Origin of the sequence: Flavobacterium aquidurense, assembly GCF_001404985.1 — a bacterium.
In the GTDB taxonomy this organism is placed as follows: domain Bacteria; phylum Bacteroidota; class Bacteroidia; order Flavobacteriales; family Flavobacteriaceae; genus Flavobacterium; species Flavobacterium aquidurense_B.
In genome coordinates this window covers 419,317-443,438 of sequence record NZ_JRLF01000006.1, presented here as the reverse complement: position 1 = coordinate 443,438, position 24,122 = coordinate 419,317, and the positions used below count along the sequence as shown (strand labels likewise).

General features: G+C 38.1%; 9 protein-coding genes. 5 read left to right on the top strand and 4 right to left on the bottom strand.

Features of this window, described 5'->3' with window-relative positions:
• Positions 1-3: 3 nt before the first annotated feature.
• From RC62_RS03555 to RC62_RS03545, 3 genes are all read left to right on the top strand, one after another.
• Positions 4-1,428 carry a SusD/RagB family nutrient-binding outer membrane lipoprotein gene (locus RC62_RS03555; RefSeq protein ID WP_055092667.1) on the top strand — a complete coding sequence of 475 codons (1,425 nt, stop codon included), beginning with the start codon at positions 4-6 and terminating at the stop codon, positions 1,426-1,428.
• 366 nt (positions 1,429-1,794) lie between these two features.
• Positions 1,795-2,952 (top strand): DUF2931 family protein, encoded by a 1,158-nt coding sequence (locus RC62_RS03550; RefSeq protein WP_055092666.1) that lies wholly within the window; start codon positions 1,795-1,797, stop codon positions 2,950-2,952.
• A 5-nt stretch (positions 2,953-2,957) separates the two neighbouring features.
• On the top strand, positions 2,958-5,069 hold the full coding sequence (locus RC62_RS03545; protein WP_055092664.1) for a T6SS phospholipase effector Tle1-like catalytic domain-containing protein: 2,112 nt from the start codon (positions 2,958-2,960) through the stop codon (positions 5,067-5,069).
• Between the two features lie 176 nt (positions 5,070-5,245).
• Here RC62_RS03545 and RC62_RS03540 read toward each other — a convergent pair whose 3' ends face one another.
• The 4 genes from RC62_RS03540 to RC62_RS03525 all read right to left on the bottom strand — a co-directional run bounded on the left by RC62_RS03540 (position 5,246) and on the right by RC62_RS03525 (position 9,874).
• The gene (locus RC62_RS03540) at positions 5,246-6,064 is read right to left on the bottom strand and encodes an alpha/beta fold hydrolase (RefSeq protein WP_055092662.1); all 819 of its coding nucleotides are present in this window, start codon (positions 6,062-6,064) and stop codon (positions 5,246-5,248) included.
• Positions 6,065-6,212: 148 nt separating this feature from the next.
• On the bottom strand, positions 6,213-6,695 hold the full coding sequence (locus RC62_RS03535) for a hypothetical protein (RefSeq protein WP_055092660.1): 483 nt from the start codon (positions 6,693-6,695) through the stop codon (positions 6,213-6,215).
• 109 nt (positions 6,696-6,804) lie between these two features.
• Positions 6,805-7,380, bottom strand: coding sequence for a hypothetical protein (locus RC62_RS03530; RefSeq protein ID WP_055092658.1), 576 nt, complete (start codon positions 7,378-7,380; stop codon positions 6,805-6,807).
• A 106-nt stretch (positions 7,381-7,486) separates the two neighbouring features.
• Complete coding sequence (locus RC62_RS03525; protein WP_055092656.1) at positions 7,487-9,874, bottom strand: arylsulfatase; 2,388 nt, start codon at positions 9,872-9,874, stop codon at positions 7,487-7,489.
• Between the two features lie 596 nt (positions 9,875-10,470).
• Between RC62_RS03525 and RC62_RS03520 the strand changes: the two genes are divergently transcribed.
• Positions 10,471-23,151, top strand: a complete 12,681-nt coding sequence (locus RC62_RS03520; RefSeq protein WP_055092654.1) for a PKD domain-containing protein — start codon at positions 10,471-10,473, stop codon at positions 23,149-23,151.
• Positions 23,152-23,203: 52 nt separating this feature from the next.
• A complete protein-coding gene (locus RC62_RS03515) occupies positions 23,204-24,121 on the top strand; it encodes a type IX secretion system membrane protein PorP/SprF (RefSeq protein WP_055092957.1) in 918 nt (305 codons plus the stop codon).
• Position 24,122 lies beyond the last annotated feature (1 nt).

Sequence of the window (24,122 nt, the reverse complement as noted above, 5' to 3'; positions counted from 1 at the left end):
ATCATGCTAAAAAAATTAGCCTACATAACGCTGTTTGCAGTATCACTGGTCTCTTGCAGCGACAATCTGGATGAAATTAATAAAAATCCAAATGCAACCGAAACACCTCTGGCACCTTATTTATTAACAGGCTCATTAAAACAGGGTGCTGATATATATTGGGGATCAGATAATAACTTTAACTCCTCTTTGCTGTTTGTTCAGCATTGGGCTAAAATTCAATATACGGAGCCGGATAGATATGATGTATCCAACACTTCCTTTGTTTCTTTATGGAATACCGGATATGCCACCCTGATTACAGATTTGAACACGATTATCAATTTCCCGGATCAGCAGGCAAATGCTAATTATAAAGGAATTGCACTCGCCCTTCGTTCCTGGACCTTTTTATTGTTGACAGATGCTTATGGAAGTATTCCTTATAAAGAAGCAGGTCTAAAAGTAACGCCGGCATATAACACACAAAAAGAAGTCTATACAGGATTGCTTGAAGATTTAAAACAAGCGCAGTCTTTATTAAGTCCGGCAAACGGAACTGTAACCGGTGATTTGGCTTATAAAGGAGACGTTTTAAAATGGAAGAAACTGGTAAACTCCCTTCGTTTGCGTATCGCATTGAGAATTTCAGACAAGGAACCAGCTTTGGCAAAACAAGCGGCGATAGAAGCTACAAGTGATGCCGGAGGATTAATTAGCAGTAATAGTGACATTTTTCAGTTTATTTACATCAGTTCTCCTCAGCAAAATCCGGCTTCGGCGTGGTTTGAAACCAGAGATGATTTTCGTATTTCGAAAACATTGGTTGATAAGCTAAACGAACTATCAGATCCGCGTTTACCTGTTTATGCTCAATTACCATCAGATGCAACTGTAGGTAAATATGTTGGCGGCGGCAATGGATTGTCAAACAGTGCTGCAAATAGTCAGGGTTTTGCCAAAACATCAAAACCCGGAACTTATTTCCTGACTTCTGCATCACCGGCTGTAATTGTTTCTTATTCTGAAGTGCTTTTCAATCTTTCTGAAGCTGTAGCCCGTGGCTATATTGCAGGAGATGCTGAGCAGCTTTATAAAAATGCCATTACGGCATCGCTGAATCAATTTGGAATTACCAATGCAACAACTGTAGCGAATTATCTAAATCAGCCAACCGTAAAATACGATGCGTCGAATTATGCAAAATCAATAGGTACGCAAAAATGGATTGCCTTCTTCGGGCAGGGTCTTGATGCTTTTGTAGAGTGGAGAAGATTGGATTACCCGGTATTAAAAGCAGGTCCTGATACCGTTTTGAACGGACAGATTCCTTCGCGTTTCTTTTATCCCGGTACAGAACAATCCCTAAACGGAACAAGTTACCAAACGGCAGTATCTGCTCAGGGAAAAGATTTACTGACTACAAAATTGTGGTTTGATGTAAAATAAACATCTTGATACATGCTAAATACCGAATTGTAAAAAACGGTCAGTAAGACACCTAATTTCAAAACGGGATTAAGCATCTCAAAACTTAAAAACCTCCAAAGTCATATGATTTTGGAGGTTTTTTGTGTTTTGCCTTTTCCTGCAAAGGATGAAATTTAAAACTACGGTTACCTTATTCTGTTGTTTTAAAAACTTATAAAGGTCATTTCGCGAAAAACATTACTCTTAATTTACTAAACCCTTCTTCGCAATTTATTTTTTACACAATCACTTATTTGCTAAAATATGTACTGACAGATTTTTAAATACTAAAACAAGTCAGGCAATAAAAATTTATAATTAAAGCAGGTACAAACTAAAAAGAATATGAAAAAAACATCTTTATATTTTCTTCTGCTTATGTCAATAAGCAACCTGACGATCTGCTGTCAGGAAAAAAAAGAAACGAATATTAAACCTGATACCAAAGACACACTATATATGAAAACAGATTTTAAATGGCAGGAAGGATTAAGCTGTCCGTTAGGATATCCTATACAAGTTTACAGAGGCTGGCTTGAAGGCCCAAAAATATCAAACGGAGTAAACGAAACACCCAACAGCAGTACCAGTATTTTTGGTTTTGGCACTACAACAGGCAAGGGCGATTGGGGAAAAAATTCTTCAGGTATGAGTTATGGCATAAAACCCATTCCCCAAAGCCTTTACTGCATCTGGTACTCGTATGTAGAGGATGTCATGTACGAAATAGATACGGAGCTGGATTACGATAAAATGATCAAACTCTTTAATGAAGGGTTTCAGGACAGTAACAGAAAAAGAGGAAAAGTAATGACCACTTATAATCACATTACGGTAGGTTTTGCTCCTGGCGGAGTAGTGGTAGTGTGGCTTCAAGAAGGTCAAAAAATTGTAGAAATAGGACGTTACCAGGGGTATAAAACTGTTATAAGCCCGAAAGAAATCGCATCACTCGACAGTCACGAACACTTGCTGTTTGATCCTGCTGACAGGGAACGAACTTTAAATAACCCTAAAATTATACCACTGGAAGTACAGCAAGCTAACAAAAACAAACCCATCCCGTACGGACTTTGGGACAGTTATCGCATAAAATACTGCTGGCGGCCTATTTATGTATTTATTAAAGAAGGAAAAATGCTAGATGATGTGTCATTTACTGTTTTTAATGGAGAAAGAGAAACTTTATTAGAGGAAGAGTTTACTAAAAATGAATATCAAGAAAGAGCAATCCCTAAAATATTAAGTATTGCTTGGTGGGATAAAAATGGACAGGGTTATGGAGGTTATATTCTTTTTGATGAAAGGGAAATTTTTGCAGCTTTTAAGGAATTGCATCAAAAGAATCCCGAGCTAAATATAGACCTTGAAATCAAAATAAATCCGGGTAGTGAACACTTAAGAGTGACATTGAAAAATGGAATTAATGCCCTATCATTACTTAAGAATAAATTAGAAGTTTATGAATCAAGATCATTAACAGAGAAATACAAAAAAGAATAGTTGCTATGGAAAAATCGTTTGCATACAATGAAGGGAGCAGTCAAGATGAAGAAAAACAAGATGAACTACGCCTCACTTTTGGGATCTTTATTGACGGTACACTAAACAACAAGGACAATACTGAGATGCGTACCAGGCACAGCCGTACAAATAAAGAGGGCAAAATTGACTATTCCAAAGGAAATAAGGAACTGGAGACTGACGATGAAATAGAATATAAAAAAATAGAGAATAAAGGCAGAATAGAAGAATTGCTTTCTAAACGCAATAAAACCCCTGCTGAGGAAATTGAGTTTAAGGCCATCGATGAAAAAACTAAATACCTCGTGGCATCTCACAGGATAGCATTAAACGAATTTGGGCTGGACCGTATGGGTACGGACAACAGTTACAGCAACGACTATACCAATGTGGCGCGCATGTGGCAATGCTGCGAGCAGGAAGATTATGCTATTTATGTACCGGGCATGGGTACCGATAACCTGATGCGTGACAGTACGGATGGTTTTGCTTTTGGTTCCGGACAAACCGGGATACGGGCCAGGGTTCGTTATGCCTGCGAGCAAATTGCAGATAAAGTATTTGAAAAAAAGAAAAATACTTCTAAAAAAGAAATCAAAATAGCTCAAATCACGGTCGATATTTTTGGTTTTAGCCGTGGTGCTGCTACAGCCAGAAATCTGGTGTATGAGCTAAATCTGGATTATGGGTATCAGGACGCGGTAGAAAAAGAAATTCCGTGCGGGGTAGAATATCGAGAATCCAAAAGTTTACAATCCGGGAGAGTAGGCATCCAGCAAGTACGTAATGCTTATGTTGATGTTGATAATTATGAAGTTGATACAAGTCTTTTAAAAAATGAAGAGTTACCCAAAATGGGGCATTTGGGATATAGCCTGCTTAAAAAAACAGAGCTTGATTTTGATGAATTAAAAAAGATCGAAATCACAATACGCTTTGTAGGTATTTATGATACGGTTTCGTCCTATTATGAGCTTAACGGTATTTGGGACCATTATGATGCTTACGGAAATGTAAAAGACGAAGGGTTTAAACTGCATAAGTTCAGGCAGGCACATTTTAATAATGATGTCGAGGAATTACATCTTAATGCGATAACCGAGAAAAAAAGTGCAGGTTATAACACTAAACCACAACTTAACAATTTATACTGCCAGAAAGTAGTTCACTTTACCGCCAAGGATGAACATCGTGAAAACTTTGCCCTTACCAGAATCAAACAGAAAGAAGGCCGGTATATCGAGAAAAACTTTCCTGGGGTGCATTGTGATATTGGGGGAGCCTATATGACCGAAAAAGAGGTTATCGATGAAATAGGAACCAGCTTAAAGGATACCGATTATGTCTCTGTTTTTCCGGACAAAAGTATTTTTTTAAAAGAAATAGCAGGGCTTGACCTTTTGCGGGAAGATTTAATCAGGCAATATTGGTATACCGAAAAACAGCTAAAGGTAAAAACACAATGGAGTATTCCTGTTTATGAAAAACTAACAGGAACCCGTGGCCATAAAATAGAGGGAACCGATCTATATGAGGGAGTAAAAAAAGAATACAGCTATCTCTTCCTGCATTTTATGGAAGCCTATGCCAGAAGCACAGAAATGAAAGAGGTTTTTATAGAAGAATCCAGTATAAAATTCCCGCTGGATCATTTTTTAACCGGTGTAGAAAATTATTTAAAACCCTACGCAATGGATGAAACCAACGAGATTGAAGAATGGGATTTTAGTACTGATGAAGAAATAGAGAAACAAAAAAAAGAGATGCTGGAAAGAGAGGAATTAGAAACCAAAATAAAAAGTACAGATCAAAAGCTAAAAGAGCATACCTATGAATATGAGGGCCTCAAAAAAGTAAACGATAAGATCCGCAAACCATATGAACCCAGAATAGATTTAGGAACGCTTAAAATACCAAAAGAAGCGGTTAACCGGGAAACTGAATTGATTCCTGTAGCATTACCGGAGCTTAATGTTTACTATTACAATTCTCAAAAAATGCTGCGTCAATTGCGAAATGAGTATTTGCATTGGTCATCCAACCGGGATTGGTTTGGTATGCAGCCGAACGAGGACAGAAAAAGAAAAATAAATTAAAAAGATTACAACATATCAATCTTCTCAAAAGTCAGTATAAATTTTAGCTTTTTAATACAAAAAAAACCTCTCAGAAATGAAAGGTTTTTTTGTGGACAGACATACTTCTTCTAGTAATTGCTAAACATTATAATTAATGCTTACGAGATAAAGTAAATACTGTTTTTAGCTATTTCTTAAGATTTTATAAAGTCTAAAATATCCTTATTAATAGTTTCCGCTTCAGTAGTTGGCATACCGTGTGGAAATCCCGGATACGAAATTAGTTTTCCGTTTTTCAATAATTTAGCTGCTTTGGGTGCTTGGTTATAAGGCACAATCTGGTCATCTTCGCCGTGCAATACAAGAACCGGAATATCTAAACTTTTAAGATCTTCTGTAAAATCAGATTCAGAGAAAGCTTTGATTCCTTCATAATGAGCCAAAACAGAACCCATCATTCCCTGACGCCACCAGTTGTGTTTAATACCTTCCTGAACTGTTTTTCCTTCGCGGTTCCATCCGTAGAATGGTATTGGGAAATCATAAAAATATTGTGCTCTGTTAAATCCTGTACCTTCTCTTATCTCATCAAAAACAGACAAGGGCACACCATCAGGATTTGATTCGTTTTTTATCATTATTGGCGTTACCGCACTAATTATTATCGCTTTTGCAACACGTTCTTTGCCATATTTTGCTGCATAACGTATTACTTCGCCACCACCGGTTGAGTGACCAATGTGAATGGCATTTTTTAAATCCAGTGCAGCGGTTAATTCCGCTACGTCTGCTGCATAAGTTTCCATATTGTTTCCTTCAGAACTTTGTCCTGAACGGCCATGTCCGCGTCTGTCGTGTGCAATAACTCTGTATCCTTGTTTTAGGAAAAACATCATCTGTGCATCCCAATCATCACTGGATAATGGCCAGCCGTGGTGAAAAACAATTGGTTGTCCTGTTCCCCAATCTTTGTAATAAATTTCTGTTCCGTCTTTTACTGTAAATGTGCTCATCTTTCTTTTAGTTTTAGGTTAATAACTTTTATAAATAATGTTTGAGTTTTAAATCTCGATTGTGTTAATTTTTTATTGATTTAAATTCTTTTACAAATTTACAGGGGTAGAAAAGACTTATCGATTAATCTAGGTTAAGTAATGAATATTATTGTTTTTTATTCTCAAGCTGCACTCTGAATTTACCCCAAAACGGATTATCAGCCATTTGCGAATGACCAACCACTATAATATGATCACCTTTTTGCGTGAGGTTTATTTTTAGATCCATTCCAAATGGTCCGTCTGAAGTATTATCAGGAAAAATAATTTGGTTAAAGCGTATGTTTCCCTTTCCTGTAGTGGGAATAATTTTTCCATTTAATTCGCCTGAATATTCATTATTAAATTTAAGATATATTCTGGGATGAATAGAATCCAGTGAACCTTCGGCTGTGTAAAAACCTTTTTCGTCTTTAAAATTCAGGACGATAGTATCGCCAGTTTGTTTGTTTTCTTCTTCAATTTTGTTTGTAGTAACCGAATCTTTTGTGACAATTGAATCTGAAGATGAAACAGGAGCAATCTTGTTTTCTTTTTGTTGACATGAAAAAAAGAAAATTGATATTAAAGGTATTAAGAAATTTTTCATACTGATGTATTTAGTTAAGTGTCTCGAAATTAGTTATTTTTCAGCATGTTTTTGTTACATAATAGCATTTGTATTTTGTAGGATGCGGACATCAATTTCTAATCAATTTCTAATTATGTTTTTCTCCAAAATTTTTTGAAACACCAATTCCAATAGTCCATGTGTCATACGCATTCCATTTAAAATCATAGCCGATACTTCCTAAAACTTCCCATCCTTTAGAAAAATCATAACCATATTCGACACCGGCGCGAGTGAGCAGATAATTTTCTTCCTTGGCAAATTCACCTCCCATTCCCAGTAAAAAACTCCAGTGTTCAGTTAATTTATAAATTCCCATAAGGGCAGGAGCAACGGGATAACTGCGCTCAACGGTTTCTTTTTCGTCGCCTTTTTGAAAACTTTTTTCTACTTTAAATTTTTCTACAATAATATCAGTATGCAATCCAATTGCCCATTTTTGATAAAAGTGATAGGTATAGTCAATTCCCCATGCCGGCAAAGACAACACTTCCCGATCTCCTTCCTCATTTCTTCCTTCAAAAACATGCGCATGACTAATCACTAATCCCAGTTGGTGATGTGGTTTAAATGATGCTTCACTTTCTTGCGCAATACATTTGCAACTAAGCAGAAGTACAAAATAAAAAAGCAAGTTTCCGGTTTTAAATGGTTTACTTCTCATTTTAATATTTGTTAAGTTAATCGAATAAAAAAAGGTATTTGCTGTACATTTTATTGTTCAAAGCAAATACCACTTTTTAAATTATTTGGAAAAACTACTATCGAATTTATTGTTTTAAATTCACTGTAACTTTATCTATTTCACCCTGAAAAGTAAACGGTACATCATAAGATCTGACTACAGGAGTTCCAAAATCTTCTCCAACATCTAAAGTTTCATCTGCTGAGAATCTGCTTGGGACAGTTTTAGGAATATCACCTTTAGCAACTTCTTTTCCATCTACCATTAAAGTAACTTTTGCTGCTTTACCTACGCCACCGCCTGCATAGTCAAAATTGACAGTAACATTATGTTTACCCGCAGTTAAGGCTGTTTTAGATTGTATCGTCCATTTTGATTGTGGATAATGAGAAAAAGCATATGCAAAAGTTGGTTTTCCTTTTTGAAGCATTAAAGCCAATCCTGCAAAATAACCGCCTTGAGTAATAATCATTCCTTCATCACCCGCTTTAACTTCGATATCAGCAGTAATACTAAAAGATGTATTTTTCATGTTTGGAGCCATTCCTTCTGTAATACGGGAATTTCCTTCGTGATATACATAACTGGTTCTTCCTTTGTTTAAATTAGGACGATTTTCCGGATTTACACGATCAATATAACGATCATCTAAAGGAAAGACATTAAATTTTCGTCCTTCTTCCAGAAAGGCTTTTTGAAGTTCTTTTAATTTTTCCGGATTTTGGGCCGCAACGTTGTCTGTCTGGCTAAAATCTTTTTTTAAATCATATAATTCCCATTTGTAATCTTTCATAGGATCTTCTGAGGGAATAGGATGTCCCTGCCAAGGCAAATTTCTAGGTGTCGTATTGGCCAGCCACCCGTCTTTATAAATTCCTCTGTTGGCAATAATCTCATAGTATTGTGTGGTATGTGTCTCAGGAGCTGATGCGTTATCAAAACTGTAAATAAGACTTTTTCCTGCCATAGGCACTTGTTTAAAACCATCTACAGTTGTAGGAGCAGGAATTTTTGCCGCTTCAAGAATAGTAGGAACGATGTCTGTAATATGTGCATATTGGCTTCGAATTTGACCTGTTTGCCTTATGCCTTTTGGCCACGAAATAACCATTCCGGTTCTGGTTCCTCCCAAATGCGATGCTATTTTTTTATCCCATTGATAAGGCGTGTTCATGGCATGTGCCCAGCTTTGAGAATAGTGTTCCTGTGTCCAGGGGCCTCCAAATTCATCTAAATTTTTAAGCATAAATTCTTCTGTATCTTTTTCCCCGTTTACCATTATTCCTATTTCGCTTGTTAGTCCTTGTCCGGTTGGGTCCTCTGCACTTGCACCATTATCTCCCATGATATAAATAATAAGAGTGTTGTCAAGTTCTCCTAAATCTTTGATAGACTGAATAACTCTTCCAATCTGGTTATCACAATAGGCAAGCTGTGCTGCATAAACTTCCATTTCTCGTGCTACAACTTTTTTCATGTTTGGACTAAGTGCGTCCCATTTTTGATAATCATCAGGGGTGGGAGCCAGTTTAGCATCTTTAGGAATAATACCCATTGCTTTTTGTTTTTCAAAAGTCATTTGGCGCTGTTTATCAAAACCATAATCAAATTTGCCTTTAAATTTCGCAATCCATTCCTTTGGTGCCTGATGCGGAGCATGTGCAGTTCCGGGTGTATAATAGGCAAAGAATGGTTTATTTGGAGACACCGCTTTTTGAGTTTGGATCCACTTAATGGCATGATTGGCTAAATCTTTATCCAAAATATAATCAGGATCTACTTTACCATCGACCAGATAAGGATCAATAGGTTTTGTTCCCTCAATTAAAGAAGGTCTGAACTGATGTGCATCTGCGCCAAGAAAACCGTAAAAATATTCAAATCCCAAACCGGTTGGCCATAAATAAAACGGTCCTGCAGGTGTAGATTGCCAGTCCGGAACATTGTGGTTTTTTCCAAACCATGAAGTTCCATATCCGTTATCAGTTAATATTTTTCCTATTGTTGCCACACTTTTAGGCACTAAACTATTATAGCCCGGATATGGAGTAGAGAATTCCATAATAATTCCGGTGGCTGCAGTATGATGATTTCGACCTGTTATAAGTGCTGCACGCGATGGTGAACAAACTGCCGTAGTATGAAAACGATTGTAAATTAATCCATTTTTTGCAAGAGCATCAAAATTAGGTGTGGGAATAGGACCTCCAAAAGTAGAAGTTGCACCAAAACCCACATCGTCAATCAGAATTAAAAGTACGTTTGGTGCTCCTTCAGGGGCACTTATTTCCTTTGGCCACTCTATAGGATCTGAATCCTTGATGTTGGGTTCGATTTTACCTGTTTTTTGGTAAGCCTCAATAGGCAAAGTCGTTCTGTCAGGCCAGTTTTTAGTCGAAGTGTTATCCTGAGCTTGTATTGAACCGCAAAATACCAAGGGAAGCAGCATCAATAGTAAAAAATTACTTTTCATTATAAGATTTTTTTAGTTTGAAAAAAAGAGCTGAACAATACAATACAATACAATAATAATCTGGACTGCTAATAGCAGAAAAGTTTAATTGGTGATCATATAATTACCAAATAATTATGTTGAAATCAATGTAAATTGAATACAGAATTAAAATTATAAAAATATAGAATCAGTAGAAAAAAATGTAAGAATAAAGTTGTTTCAAATTATAACTTGAAACAACTTTATTAAAAAATATTGTTAAGTTTATCATAATTTTATACCTCAAATCTTAGATGTAAACTTTGTTTTTTATGGGATATAATGCTGTATTTACAAATTTTTAATTCAGTATTGTGTTTGTTTTTAGTTAGTTATATGTAAGTGCTAATTGTATAATAATTATGTGTTTACATTTTTAAATTGAATAACCTGCCTAAACCAGATCCATATAAACCTGTGCGTTTTTTATTTTATAAAAATGTAAATAGTAAGATAAAAACTAATTACACTTTAGGACTATGTACTCCTCTCTGAATTATCAATTGTATAAATTCAGAATGATTTCAATACCCGCGAGCATCATATTTATTTTTTAAATTCTAAGTATCAGATTTATGAAATTAAATTACTCCCTTTTTGATTTTAAAGCGACAAAAAGAGTTTTGCTATGCCTTGTATTGCTCTTGCCTGTGTTTTCTTTTTCTCAAAATTGTACTGTAAATGCAAACGTAGACAGGATAATTTGCCCGGGAGGAGAAACTGGACTTCCTGTTGATCAGTTTATTTTATTAGGTACTGCCAATGCAGATGCAGGATTAGGTTATTTGCAAAATCCAAATTGGAGTCAAATATCAGGACCTTCTGTTATTATTGATGATCCCGCCAGTCTTCAGAGTTTTGTAAGGGGCGCCAGTCCGGGAAATTCGTATGGTTTTAGACTAACAGCACAATGTCAGGATGGTTCGACGGTATTTGATGATTTTGTTATTACTATAAAACCCATAACATTGGCAAATGCCGGAACAGACCAAACATATTGCCCGGGAACGTATGCTTTAAATGGAAATCCAACAGGAGCTTCTGAGACTGGAACCTGGACAATAGAAGGAAGTAATAATGCAGGTGTTAGTATCAGTAGTCCAAATTCACCAAATTCCGCAATAACAATTTCAGGTGCTGTATCAGGTACGACAACACTACGATGGACAATAGTGAATAGTGCTTCAAATTGCCAAAGTTATGATACAGTAACCATTACTACTTTGGGAGGCATTGAGCCTGTAACTGCAGGCGGGGATATTACACTCTCAAACTGTTATTCTTCGACACAAAATGTAAATCTAAATGGCAGTTTTGGCGGCAATACTTCCGGACAGCAAATAGGTACCTGGACTGTAGTATCCGGACCAAATGTTCCTAATTTTTCAAATGCCAACGATAACAATACAAACGTTAATGGTTTAATAGAAGGAACCTATGTTTTAAGGTGGACAGTTGTGGGAAACTGTGTTAACGGAATCGATGAAGTTACCATAACTGTTCCGGCACCAACAGCAGATGTTACCAATGTTTTAAATGCTAATTTTGTTTATTGTGATGGCAGAACCTCAACTGTTTTACAAGGAACAATTCCGTTATATGTAAATGAAACGGTACAATGGTCGCAAACCGGCGGACCTGTTACGGCTACAATTCAAAATCCCAATTCATCTTCAACACTCGTTACCGGCATGACAGCACTGGGAACTTATAATTTTTTATATACCTTAAACAATAGTACAACAGGATGTACTTCTACAGGAATTTACAATGTTACTTTAGAAGAAGTAATAGCGATATCTGGCGGTCCGGACCAGACATTAGGATGCAGTGAATTTTCGGCAACTATTCCGGTTACCTCAACAGGTAACGGACAAATGAGCTGGCAAATCGTTAGCGGTCCAACTCCTTACACCATTACATATCCTTCTTTTCCGACACCTTTGGTTAATTTTTCAGGAAACTCAATAGTAATTGACAGCTTAAGAGTTTCAGGTATTTATGTGATCAGATTAATAAAAGAGCCAAATCCGGGAAGTCAGTGCGAAACGGTTTATGACGATGTTTCAATAGTAATTTCAGCACCGCCTTCAGCATCAAGCGGAGGAACGCTTCAAAATTTAGCCTGTAATTTAACTACGGCTCAATTGGCAGGAAACACACCAACAAGGGGCAGGGGAACCTGGTCTCAGGTTTCAGGACCTTCAACGGCAGTATTCTCTGATATTAAAAATCCTGAAACAACAGTATCCGGCCTGATAAGCGGTAAATACAGATTTAGGTGGACTATTTCTGGCGGACCGGCTTGTAGTGTAACACAAAGTATAGCAGAAGTCATTGTATCAAGTGCAACACCTACACCTGCACAGGCGGGTAATGACCAGTCAATTTGTTTTGGTGCACCGGTTCAGTTACAGGCAAATGCAATGATTGCAAGTGAAATAGGAACATGGACAGTTTCTCCAGCTGCAGGAGTAACTTTTAATGATATAAATGATCCTAACGCAATTGCTTCCGGACTGACGCAAAATACAACTTATACTTTTACATGGACAATTGTAAACGGTTGCGGAACCTCTTCAGATACTGTAGATGTAACAACAAACGCTACACAAGGAGCTACTGCAAATGCTGGTACAGATCAATGTCTTGCAACAGGAACAACATCGTTGACTTTAGCAGCAAATGATCCGTCACCGGGAACTGGTTTATGGATACAGACAGCGGGAACCACAGCAACAATTACAAACCCTGCTCAATATAATACAACCGTAACGGGATTAAGTGATGGTAATTATGAATTTCAATGGACCGTAACTAACACAGGCTGTACAGATGCACAAGATACGGTTGCCATAACAATAGCGCCAACGATTACATTAGCACAGGCAGGAAATGATCAAAATATTTGCGGATCTTCAGCAACAATGACAGGAAATACTCCGGCTGCAGGTGAAACCGGTTTATGGGAGTTTGTGAGTGGGGGAGATGGTCCTGTAATTACTGATCCTACAAATCCGTTGACGACCATAACGGGTTTAACACAAGGTTCTTGGGTATATAAATGGACTATTTCAAGAGGAGCATGTGCAGTTTCATCAGATTCTGTTCAGTTAAATGTTAACCAGGTACCATCAGCCGCAATAGCAGGACCAGATCAAACGATATGTAATCAGACAAGTGTAACGCTTGGAGCTACAGCGCCAGATGCCGGTACAAATGGTTTGTGGTCTTTAATTAGCGGACCAAATTCACCTGTTTTCTCGAATGTAACAGCTGCAAATTCAACTTTGTCCGGATTGATAACGGGAGAATATATTTTAGAATGGACAACCTATACCGGAATAAATTGCCCCGCAAGTAAAGATCAGGTAAGTATAAAAGTAACGGAAGTTGCTGCGGCAGGTTCCGATTTTTCTACTTGTTTAGCCGGGCCACTTTATTTGACAGGAAATCCAACAAGTACTGGAACCTGGACGTATGTTTCCGGCGGAAGCGGAGCGCCAACTATAACACCAACAGGAAACAATAGTGCTGCTGTAACCGGACTAATACCGGGTGTATATGTTTTTAGATATACAATTCCGGCGCAAGGTTCCTGCCCGGAATCTTCAGATGATATTCAGGTAACGGTTAATGGGCAAGCGTCTACAGCCAACGCAGGGCCTGATCAGGTTTTGTGCAGTGCTAATTTGCCGGTACAGGAAATTCAGCTTACAGCAACAAGTCCGTTACAGGGAACCGGATTATGGACAGTACTTTCAGGGCCTTCAGGAGGATCATTTGATGATGCAACACTTCCAAATGCAAAATATACGAATCCCGGATTTGGAATTTATGTTTTTAACTGGACAGTAAGTTCCGGAAGCTGTAATAATTCAGATCAGGTCCGGGTTGAATATGCTGCTTCACCATCAGCCGCAGTTGCAGAAGGCGATAATGCAATTTGTGGTTCCGTGACAGAACTAACAGCGACGCCTCCAACTGTAGGAACAGGAAAATGGACTCAGATCTCAGGACCTACAACAGCTATTTTTAGTTCGGAAATTCTACCAACCACAACAGTTTCAAATTTAACGCAAACGGGAGGTGTATATGTTTTTAGCTGGACCGTTACAAACGGAACAGTATGTACACCGACCACTACAAATGTTCAAATTACAGTTACGGCAGATGTTACGGTTCCCCAAGCAGGACCTGACCAAACGATTTGTCAATCATCAACAGCGACTTTGGCAGCAAATGCAATTACAGTAGGAACCGGAGAATGGTCTCAGTTTGATGGTCCGGGTATCGGATCTTTTTCGAATGCTGCAAATCCAACGGCTACTTTTACACCTAATGGAGCCGGAACTTATATTTTACGTTGGACAGCGACTAATCTTTCGTGTATATTTTTTGATGACGTTACCATAACGGTTGATCTTTTGCCTACAGCTTCTGTTGCAGGATTACCAATTTCGATATGTGAATTTCAAACATTAAATTTATCCGCGAATACACCATCAACAGGAACTGGATTGTGGACACAGATTTCCGGACCTACAACAGTAGTTTTTGAAACCCCATCTTCTCCTGCAACAGCAGTTTTTGGTACTCAGGCAGGCGTATATGAATTTCAGTGGACTATTTCAAGCGGATCCTGTCCTCCAAGTTCCAGTATGGTATCAGTTACGATAAATGCTTTGCCTCCTTTGGCAGATGCCGGAATTGATCAGACTATCTGTAATGTATCAATAGTGACATTAGCAGGAAATAATCCTTCAACCGGTGCGGGAATCTGGACGTTTGTTTCGAATCCCGGAAATACAGCAGCAATAACAGATCCAAATGTATTTAATACAACAGTAACGAATATTTCAATTGGAACAACACGATTAAAATGGTCAATAAGCAATGGTTCCTGTACGGCTTATTCAGATGAAGTAAATATTGTCAGACCACCAGATTTGGCTACTTCGGCATTAGCAAGTGACAGTACAATATGCGAAGGCGGAACTATAACTTTAAACACTACTCCTTCAGGAAGTATAGCACCTTATACGTATCAATGGCAATCATCAGTAGATGGAACAACGGGCTGGTCAGATATTTCCGGACAGACTAATGCATCATTTACATCTCTTAACTCCCTTAGTGCCGGGGAATATTATTACAGGGTAAATGTTTCCAGTACTTGTGCTCAAATTACCAGTAATACAGCTAAATTTACTATTATTCCCGATCCGGTTGTTACCACGCAGCCTGCAGGAAATACGATTTGTTCCGGCAATACACATACTATGAATGTGGCTGCAACTACAACAAACACAACTGCGGGAACAATTGCCTATCAATGGCAAAGTTCAGTTGACGGAGTATCAGGCTGGACAAATGTTTCCGGAGGAACCGGCGCTAATACAGATACTTATACAACTGCCGGATTAACTGCTAATTTGTATTTTAGAGCACAAATTATACAGGCAGGAAGTGGTTGCGAAACTTTTTCAAATCCGGCATTAGTAACTGTTGCAACAATAACAGGACAACCTGCAACTCCGGCTGCAGTTTGCGTGGGAGGAGTTGTAAATCTTAATGTGACAGCATCTGTCAATGGAGGAGCAGGAACATTAAGCTATCAATGGCAAAGCGATTCAGGTTCCGGTTTTGTAAATGAAACCAACCCAACAGCAACTACAGCAAATTTCACTTCTGATGCTTTGACTGTTACCACACAATTTAGATGTTTAGTTACATCGTCAGCTACAAATTGTACTTTAACCTCAAGTACAGTTACAGCAACAGTTGTTCCTGATCCGGCAATAGCAACACAGCCAACAGCGGGAGTTGTTTGTACGGGCGGAACTTACACTTTATCGGTTTCAGCAACTGGAGGAACTCCGGCTTTAAATTATCAATGGTTTAGCAGTTCGGATAATGTTAGTTTTGCATTAATTTCCGGAGCAAATTCAAATACCTATACAACTCCGGTTCTTACTTCAGATACTTATTATAGAGTAGAGGTGTCAGCAACAGGAAACGGTTGTAATTTGGTTACTTCAAATAGTGTTTTAGTAGATGTGATTCCTGATCCTGTTGTTACAACGCAGCCAGTTGGTAACACGATTTGTTCCGGCACAACCCACACGATGAATGTTGTTGCTTCTGGTGATGCAGCAGGAGGGACTTTAATTTATCAATGGCAAAGTTCTCTGGACGGAACATCAGGCTGGACAAATGTAACGGGTGGAACAGGAGATACTACAGATTCTTATACAACAGCGGCATTAACATCAAATTTATATTATAGAGTTAGAGTAACACAGGTTTTAAGTGGTTGTGAGGTATATTCTGATACAGCTCCAGTATTTGTTACTACAATTGGTGGACAGCCAACAACTCCTGCTGCTATTTGTGTAGGAGGTACAGTGAGTTTGAGTATAACAGCTTTGATAAACGGAGGTTCCGGAACGCTAACTTATCAATGGCAAAGTGATTCAGGTTCCGGTTTTATAAACGAAACAAATCCAACAGCAACAACAGCAAACTTTACATCAGATGCTTTGAATGCAACAACAATTTTTAGATGTATTGTTACTTCATCAGCTACAAATTGTACATTAATTTCTGATCCGGTTACAGCAACTGTGGTTCCTGATCCTGCTATAACTGTTCAGCCGGCAGGAGCTACAATTTGTTCCGGAGGAAATCATACTTTATCAGTAACAGCGACAAATGGAACTCCAGGTTTAACATATCAATGGTATAGCAGTACAAATAACATAACATTTACAGCTATTACAGGAGCAACTGCCTCAACTTATGTAACCCCGGTTCTAACCCAGACAACTTATTACAGAGTTGATGTTGCTGCCAGTGGAAATGGCTGCACCACAATCACATCAAATGTTGCAACCGTAACAATTTTATCAGATATTTCTATTGCAACACAGCCCGTTCAAAAAACAAATATTTGCAGCGCATCATCGGCAACTCTAAATGTAACAGCAAGTGGCGGTTCAGGAAATTACACCTATCAATGGAAAAATTCTACCGTTCTGGCAGGTCCGTATAATGATATTCCCGGAGCAACTTCGGCAAGTTATACAACTCCGGCCTTAACGCAAAACACGTATTATCAAGTTGTAATTTCAGACAATACTCAGGGATGTGATCCTGTTGTATCCTCTATCGCAGCAGTTATTATTCCAGGTATTACAACACAGCCAAATACACAGCCAACAGTTTGCGTTGGTGGAACTGTTTCGGTTTCAGTTCAGGCATCTTCAAATGGAGGTTCCGCTAACTTTACGTATCAATGGCAAAGCTCAGCAGACGGAACAACCGGATGGGCCAATGTTTCAACCGGAACAGGTGGTTCAACTGCAAATTATACTTCAGGACCATTATCAGCAACAACTTATTATCGCGCCATCATAACCGCAACAACCCCTTCTTGTACGCTTATTTCAAATGTTGTTGCTGCTACCGTAATACCAGATCCTGTAATAGATTTACAGCCTGTAGGCGGTAATATTTGCGAAAGCGGTATTTTTACTTTAACATCGGGTGCCACAAACGGTTCAGGAACTTATACCTATCAATGGCAAAAATCTTTAGATGGAACAACCGGATGGGCAAATGTAACAGATGGATCAGGAGCGAATACAACATCTTATACAACAGGAACATTAAATACAGATACTTTTTATAGACTGCAGGTAACAGATTCTGGTATTGGTTGTGGAGTTGTGAATTCGAATGCGGCAAAAGTAGCCGTTTTCGAATCCCCAACTATAAACGTACAGCCTGTAAATGGACAAGTATGTATTAATCAAACCCATACTTTTACGGTTACTGCAACAGGAAATATTCCTTCAGGTACTTTGCTATACCAATGGCAGACCGCATCAGTCCTGACTGGTCCTTATAATAATGTAACAGACGGAACTGGAGGAACAACAGCTTCTTATACAACACCGGCATATCCTACACCAGGCAACAGATATTTCAGAGTTTTAATTTCGCAATCACAATCAGGTTGTCAGACTATTTCGAATCAGGTTACATTAAATGTTTTTGATCCTCCGTCTGCGCCTGTTGGTGCCGTAACACAGCAGCCTTCCTGTTCGATTGCAACTGGTACAATAGCGATTACCAATCCGGATTTAGGTACAGGATATGAATACAGTAAAGATGGAATAACTTTTCAGGCAAGTAATATTTTTACCGGATTACCTACCGGAACTGTGCAGATTTATGTACGACGAATTGGTCTTAATACTTGTGTTTCTGCAGGAACAGCATTTACAATTTTTAACAGAATATGTGCAAATCCGGAAACCTTTGCTTCAATATCAGGAGATGTTGGTGGAAATACTGGAACACAAACGATTTTAGACAGTGATACACTGAACGGAATTCCGGTAACTGCATCAAATGTTCAGGTAACAGTAAATTCTATTTCAAGCTATCTTGCTTTTGATTCCTTAACCAATACTATTTCTGTAGCTGCAGGTACACCGGCTGACGATTATACGCTTACTTATACAATTTGCGAAATAGGAAATTTAAGCAATTGCTCGACAACAACGGAAACTATAGAAGTAACAACCGCTGGTATAGATGCCAAAATTGATATTGTTACTCCTGCCGTTAATGGATATACAGGTGCTAATAATGTTATTAACGCACTTACAAATGACAGACTAGCGATCGCACAGGCAACTTTATCAAATGTAACGCTGTCCGTAACCAGTCCGGCTTTACCTATAAATCCGGCTGTTTTAAATGTACCATATTTAGATGTGAGTACCGGAAATGTAAATGTGCCGGCAGGTACTATAAAAGGTCTTTATGAAATTAAATACAGAATCTGCGAAATTGGCAACCCTTCAAATTGTGATACGGCAAGTATATTAGTGCAGGTTGAAGCAACAATAATCGATGCTAACGATGACAAAGCTGAAGATATTAATGGATATACCGGACAGGTTAATGTTGTTAATGCGCTGACAAATGACCGCTTAAACGGAGTTTTGATTACAGCGGCCAATAGTAATGAAATTACCGTAACCCAGGAAACCGGCGCAACAGCAATTTATCCGGGTGCCAATGTACCGGTTTTCAGTACAACAACCGGATGGGTATCTGTACCGGAAGGAACTCCTGCTGATACATATTATATTACCTATCATATTTGCGAGAAACTAAATCCGGCAAACTGTTCAGATGCGAGTATTGCCATTGTGGTCGATGCGGCACCACTTATCGTAAATGATAATCTTGTACCAAATGTAAACGGATATGAAGGAGCAGCGAATATAATTAATGCCTATACGAGCAACGATACTTTTAACGGAGATGCTTTAAACATTAATCTGGCAGGTCTTCTAACACCAACCGTTTTAATTCCCGCAAGTCCAAAAACGGCCGGAGCACCAGTTCCGGAATTAGTTGTAGCTTCAGGAAGGGTAAATATTCCGCCAGGAACACCGGCAGGACAATATCAGATTAAATATCAAATCTGCGAAAATCTTAATACGCCTGCAGTTCCGCCAATAAGTGGAGATTTAAGAAAAGGGAATTGTGATGATGCCGTTATAATAATCAATGTGGTAGCACCGCCTATTGTGGCAAATGATGATGCTGTGGCAAATATTAATAGTTATTCCGGTGGTACAAATCTTATCAATGCTTATGATAATGATACTTTAAATGGAGGTTCACTCAATCTTTCCGGCATTACGACAACTATTGTTTCGTATCCAAGTGCCATAAATGGCGGACCAATTCCGGTTTTTGATACCACCACTGGTTTTGTAAATGTTCCTGTGGGAACTCCGGCAGGAGAATATAAAATAGTGTATGAAATTTGCGAAAATCTTAATGCCGGAAACTGTGATCGTGCCATTATAACCATTACAGTAATTCCGGCTGAGATTGATGCTGTTAATGATATTCCGTTTGCTTCAATAAACGGATTTATCGGAAATCCGAATGCTATAAATGCTTTAGACAATGATACTTTAAACGGAGCGTTGGTTATTCCTTCAGAAGTTCAAATAACTGTTTTAATACCTGCGGCTTCAATCAACGGAAGTTTAGTGCCAATATTAGACCCATTAACAGGAAATGTAAATGTACCGGCAGGAACCGCAGCAGGAACTTACAATATCACCTATCGCTTAAGCGAAAAAGTAAACCTCAACAATACTGATATTGCTATTATTTCGATAGAAGTTACCGCTCCCGTTATTGAGGCAAATGACGATTCAATTACAAATGTAAACGGTTACGTTGCCACATCAAATGCAATTAATGTATTATCAAATGATAATCTTAACGGAGCAGTTACTGATATTTCTAAAGTAAATATAAATGTTGATGCCGTTGCAGCCCCAATAAATAGCGGACCAGTTCCTGTATTAGAACCATTAACCGGATATGTTAGCATTGCAGCCGGAACCCCTGCAGGCAATTATGAAATTAAATATACCATTTGCGAAAAAATAAATCCTGCTAATTGTAATGATGCCAGCGTGTTTATAGAGGTTATTGGAGCACCAATTTTAGCGGTCAATGATACAGCCAGCGATATTAATGGGTACACTGGCGAAGCAAACGTTGTCAATGCGATTACAAATGACGAATTAAACGGAGTTGCCGTTCAATTGCCTCAAATTAATATAACTTCAATAAGTACAACGAATCCGCCGGATTATGTTTCAGGAAATCCGGTTCCTGTTCTGGATATCACAACAGGAAATGTAAATGTACCGGCAGGAACTGCAGCAGGAACCTATATAATTTATTATAGAATCTGTGAAAAATTAAATCCGCTAAATTGCAGTCAAGCAACTATTGCAGTTGAGGTAGTTGTTTCCGGAATTGTTGCAAATAATGACATTGATCTCAATGTAAACGGTTATACAGGAGCAGTAAATGCATTGAATGTATTAGATAATGATAGCTTTAATAATTCTTCTATAACTAAAAAAGCAAAAGCAGTTCCTATAAACATTAGTCAAATTACGATTACCGTTTTAGATCCGGCAGATCCTGTCAACGGAAATCCAAATGTGCCATCTCTTGATACCGCAACAGGAATTGTTAGTGTACCGCCGCAAACTCCTGCGGGATTATATAGAATAGAATACCGAATTGCAGAGAATTTAAACCCTGCCAATTTTGATGATGCTACTGTATTTATTACAGTAACCGCAACTTTGATAGAAGCTAATAATGATACTGTTTTAAATATTAATGGTTATCAGGGTCAGACCAATGTTATAAATGCAATTACAAACGACAATCTAAACGGAGTTTCAGCTCAGTTGCCTGAGATAACAATTAGCGTAGTTACTCCAGCAGTTTCAATAAACGGAGGTTCGGTGCCAAATCTGGACAGTACTACAGGAAACGTAAATGTTCCAGCAGGTACACCAAGCGGAGATTATACTATTCGATATCAAATTTGTGAAAATCTAAATCCAACAAACTGTAGTCAGGCTGATATTATTATAACGGTTATTTCAGGGCCAATACAGGCAAATGATGATAATATTGGCGGAATTAATGGCTTGGACGGAGCAAATAATGTATTGAATGTACTAACAAATGACTTATTGAATAATACGGCGCCAACAGTCTCACAAGTAAAAATAAATATGCTTTCGCCAGCAGATAGTATTAATTCCGGATCAGTTCCTGTTTTAAATACTGCCACAGGTTCAGTAAATGTTCCGGCAGGGACTTCATCTGGAATTTATACCATTGTTTATGAAATTTGCGAAAATATAAATCCTGGAAATTGTGATCAGGCAGTAATAAAAATAACAGTTTTACAGCCGTCAGTTACTTTGGTAAAAAGAGGAGTATTTTCAGATACAAACGGAGATGGTTATGCACAGCCAGGAGAATTAATTCGCTATACATTCTCGGTTACAAATACCGGAACAATAGATTTAAATAATGTAACAGTTACAGATCCAAAAGCTGTGATTTCCGGAAATCCAATTGCCACTTTAGCAGTAGGTCAGATGAATGTAACAAATTATACAGGAACTTATGTATTAACTCAGGCCGATATCAATTTAGGAACAGTTACCAATCAGGCATTAGTAACTGCACAGCCACTGACAGGAAATGCTATTCAGGATTTATCTGATAGTGATGATCCTAATTTAATTGGAAAAGACGACCCCACAGTAACTCCGGTCAATCAATTGAAGAAAATAACCTTGATCAAAGGAGGAAGATTAACAGGAAATGGCGGTGCAGGATCTATTATTAATTATGGCTTTATTGTTAAAAACACAGGAAATGTGATTTTAAGCAACATCGAAATTGCCGATCCAATGCTGGGTACCGGAAAAATAGTGGTAACGCCTAATGTGCTGGCTCCGGGACAAATTGGTAATGCAAATGCATCGTATACCGTAACTCCTGCAGATGTAGTACAAGGCGAAGTTATCAATACAGCCCTGGTAATAAGTGATGCTCCGGACGGAACACAGGTAACTGATATTTCAGACAGTGATGACGGAACTCTTTTAGGAGATGACGACAATACAGGAATTAATCTGAACACAGTTCCGGCAGTTTCCGTTATAAAAACAGCCGTGTTCAATGATGAGAATAAAAATGGTTATGCCGAAATTGGTGAAACCATAACCTACCATTTTAGCGTAACTAATACAGGGAATATACTCTTGGTGAATGTAGTGGTAAAAGATCCTAAACCGGGAGTTACCATTACCGGAGGACCAATAATTTTAGTGCAAAACCAAACAGACAACGAAACCTTTACAGGAACATATTTCTTAACAAGTGCAGATATAGATGCAGGAAGTGTAGAAAATCAAGCTATAGTCGAAGCTGCAAGTCCGGATGGTTTAAAAACTACAGATAGCTCTGATGATAATTCTAACTTAGAAGATGATCCTACAATTCTTCCTCTGAACGCCTGTAAAATTATTGTTTATAACGCTGTTTCGCCTAATGGTGATGGCAGAAATGATATTTTTAAAATTGCAGGAATTGAATGTTATAAAGATGCCTATGTACAAATTTATGACCGTTGGGGAGTTTTAGTATATGATGCTTACGGTTACGATAACAATTCGATAGCCTTTAGAGGATTTTCTGAAGGAAGAGCCACTGTAAACAAACAAAAAAGACTTCCGGACGGAACATATTTCTATGTAATCACCTATAAAACTTATCTCAATGAATCTGTAAGCAAAACCGGTTATCTGTATTTATCCGGAAATTAATCTGTAAAGCTAGCGATAGGAACAACATTCATTGAACAAAAAATCAGCTGTTATGAGAACTATATTATTTGCCTCAGTCATTATATTCATAACCATTAGCGGTTATGCACAGCAAGATGCGCAGTATACTCAGTATATGTATAACACTATCAATATTAATCCGGCATATGCAGGTTCTCGTGGAGCGTTAAGTATTTTTGGTTTATACCGCACACAATGGGTTGGTCTGGATGGAGCTCCGGAGACAAGCAGTTTCTCTGCCAATACGCCTATAAATAATAGCAATCTAGGCATTGGGCTTTCGCTTGTTAATGATAAAATTGGTCCAACCAATGAAAATAACTTTTCAGTTGATTTTTCGTATACCGTGCAGGCATCTGCCAATTTCAAACTATCATTTGGTATAAAAGGAACGGCGAATTTATTTAACCTCGACATTAATAAATTAAATCCCGAAGATCAGGGAGATCCACAGTTTCAGGATCTGGATAATAAATTTTCGCCCAATGTGGGAGCCGGAGTATATTGGCATTCTGACAAGGCATATATAGGTTTGTCTGTTCCTAATTTTATCGAAACCAATCGTTATGATGATAATGATATTGCTATTTATAAAGACAAAATCAATTATTATTTAATGGCAGGTTATGTATTTAATCTGGACCGCTATGAGTATTACAAATTCAAACCTGCCGTACTGGCAAAAATGGTAGAAGGCGCCCCGTTGCAGGTAGATATATCGGCGAACTTTATGTTTATAGACAAATTTGTTCTGGGCGTGGCTTATAGATGGAGTGCCTCTTTGAGCGCCATGGCAGGATTTCAAATAACCGAAGGTCTTTATCTGGGATATGGCTACGATCGAGAAACCACACATCTTAATAATTATAATTCAGGATCACACGAAATATTCCTGCGTTATGAATTTATTAAAAGTATGAGTAAAATGAGCACTCCGCGTTTCTTTTAAA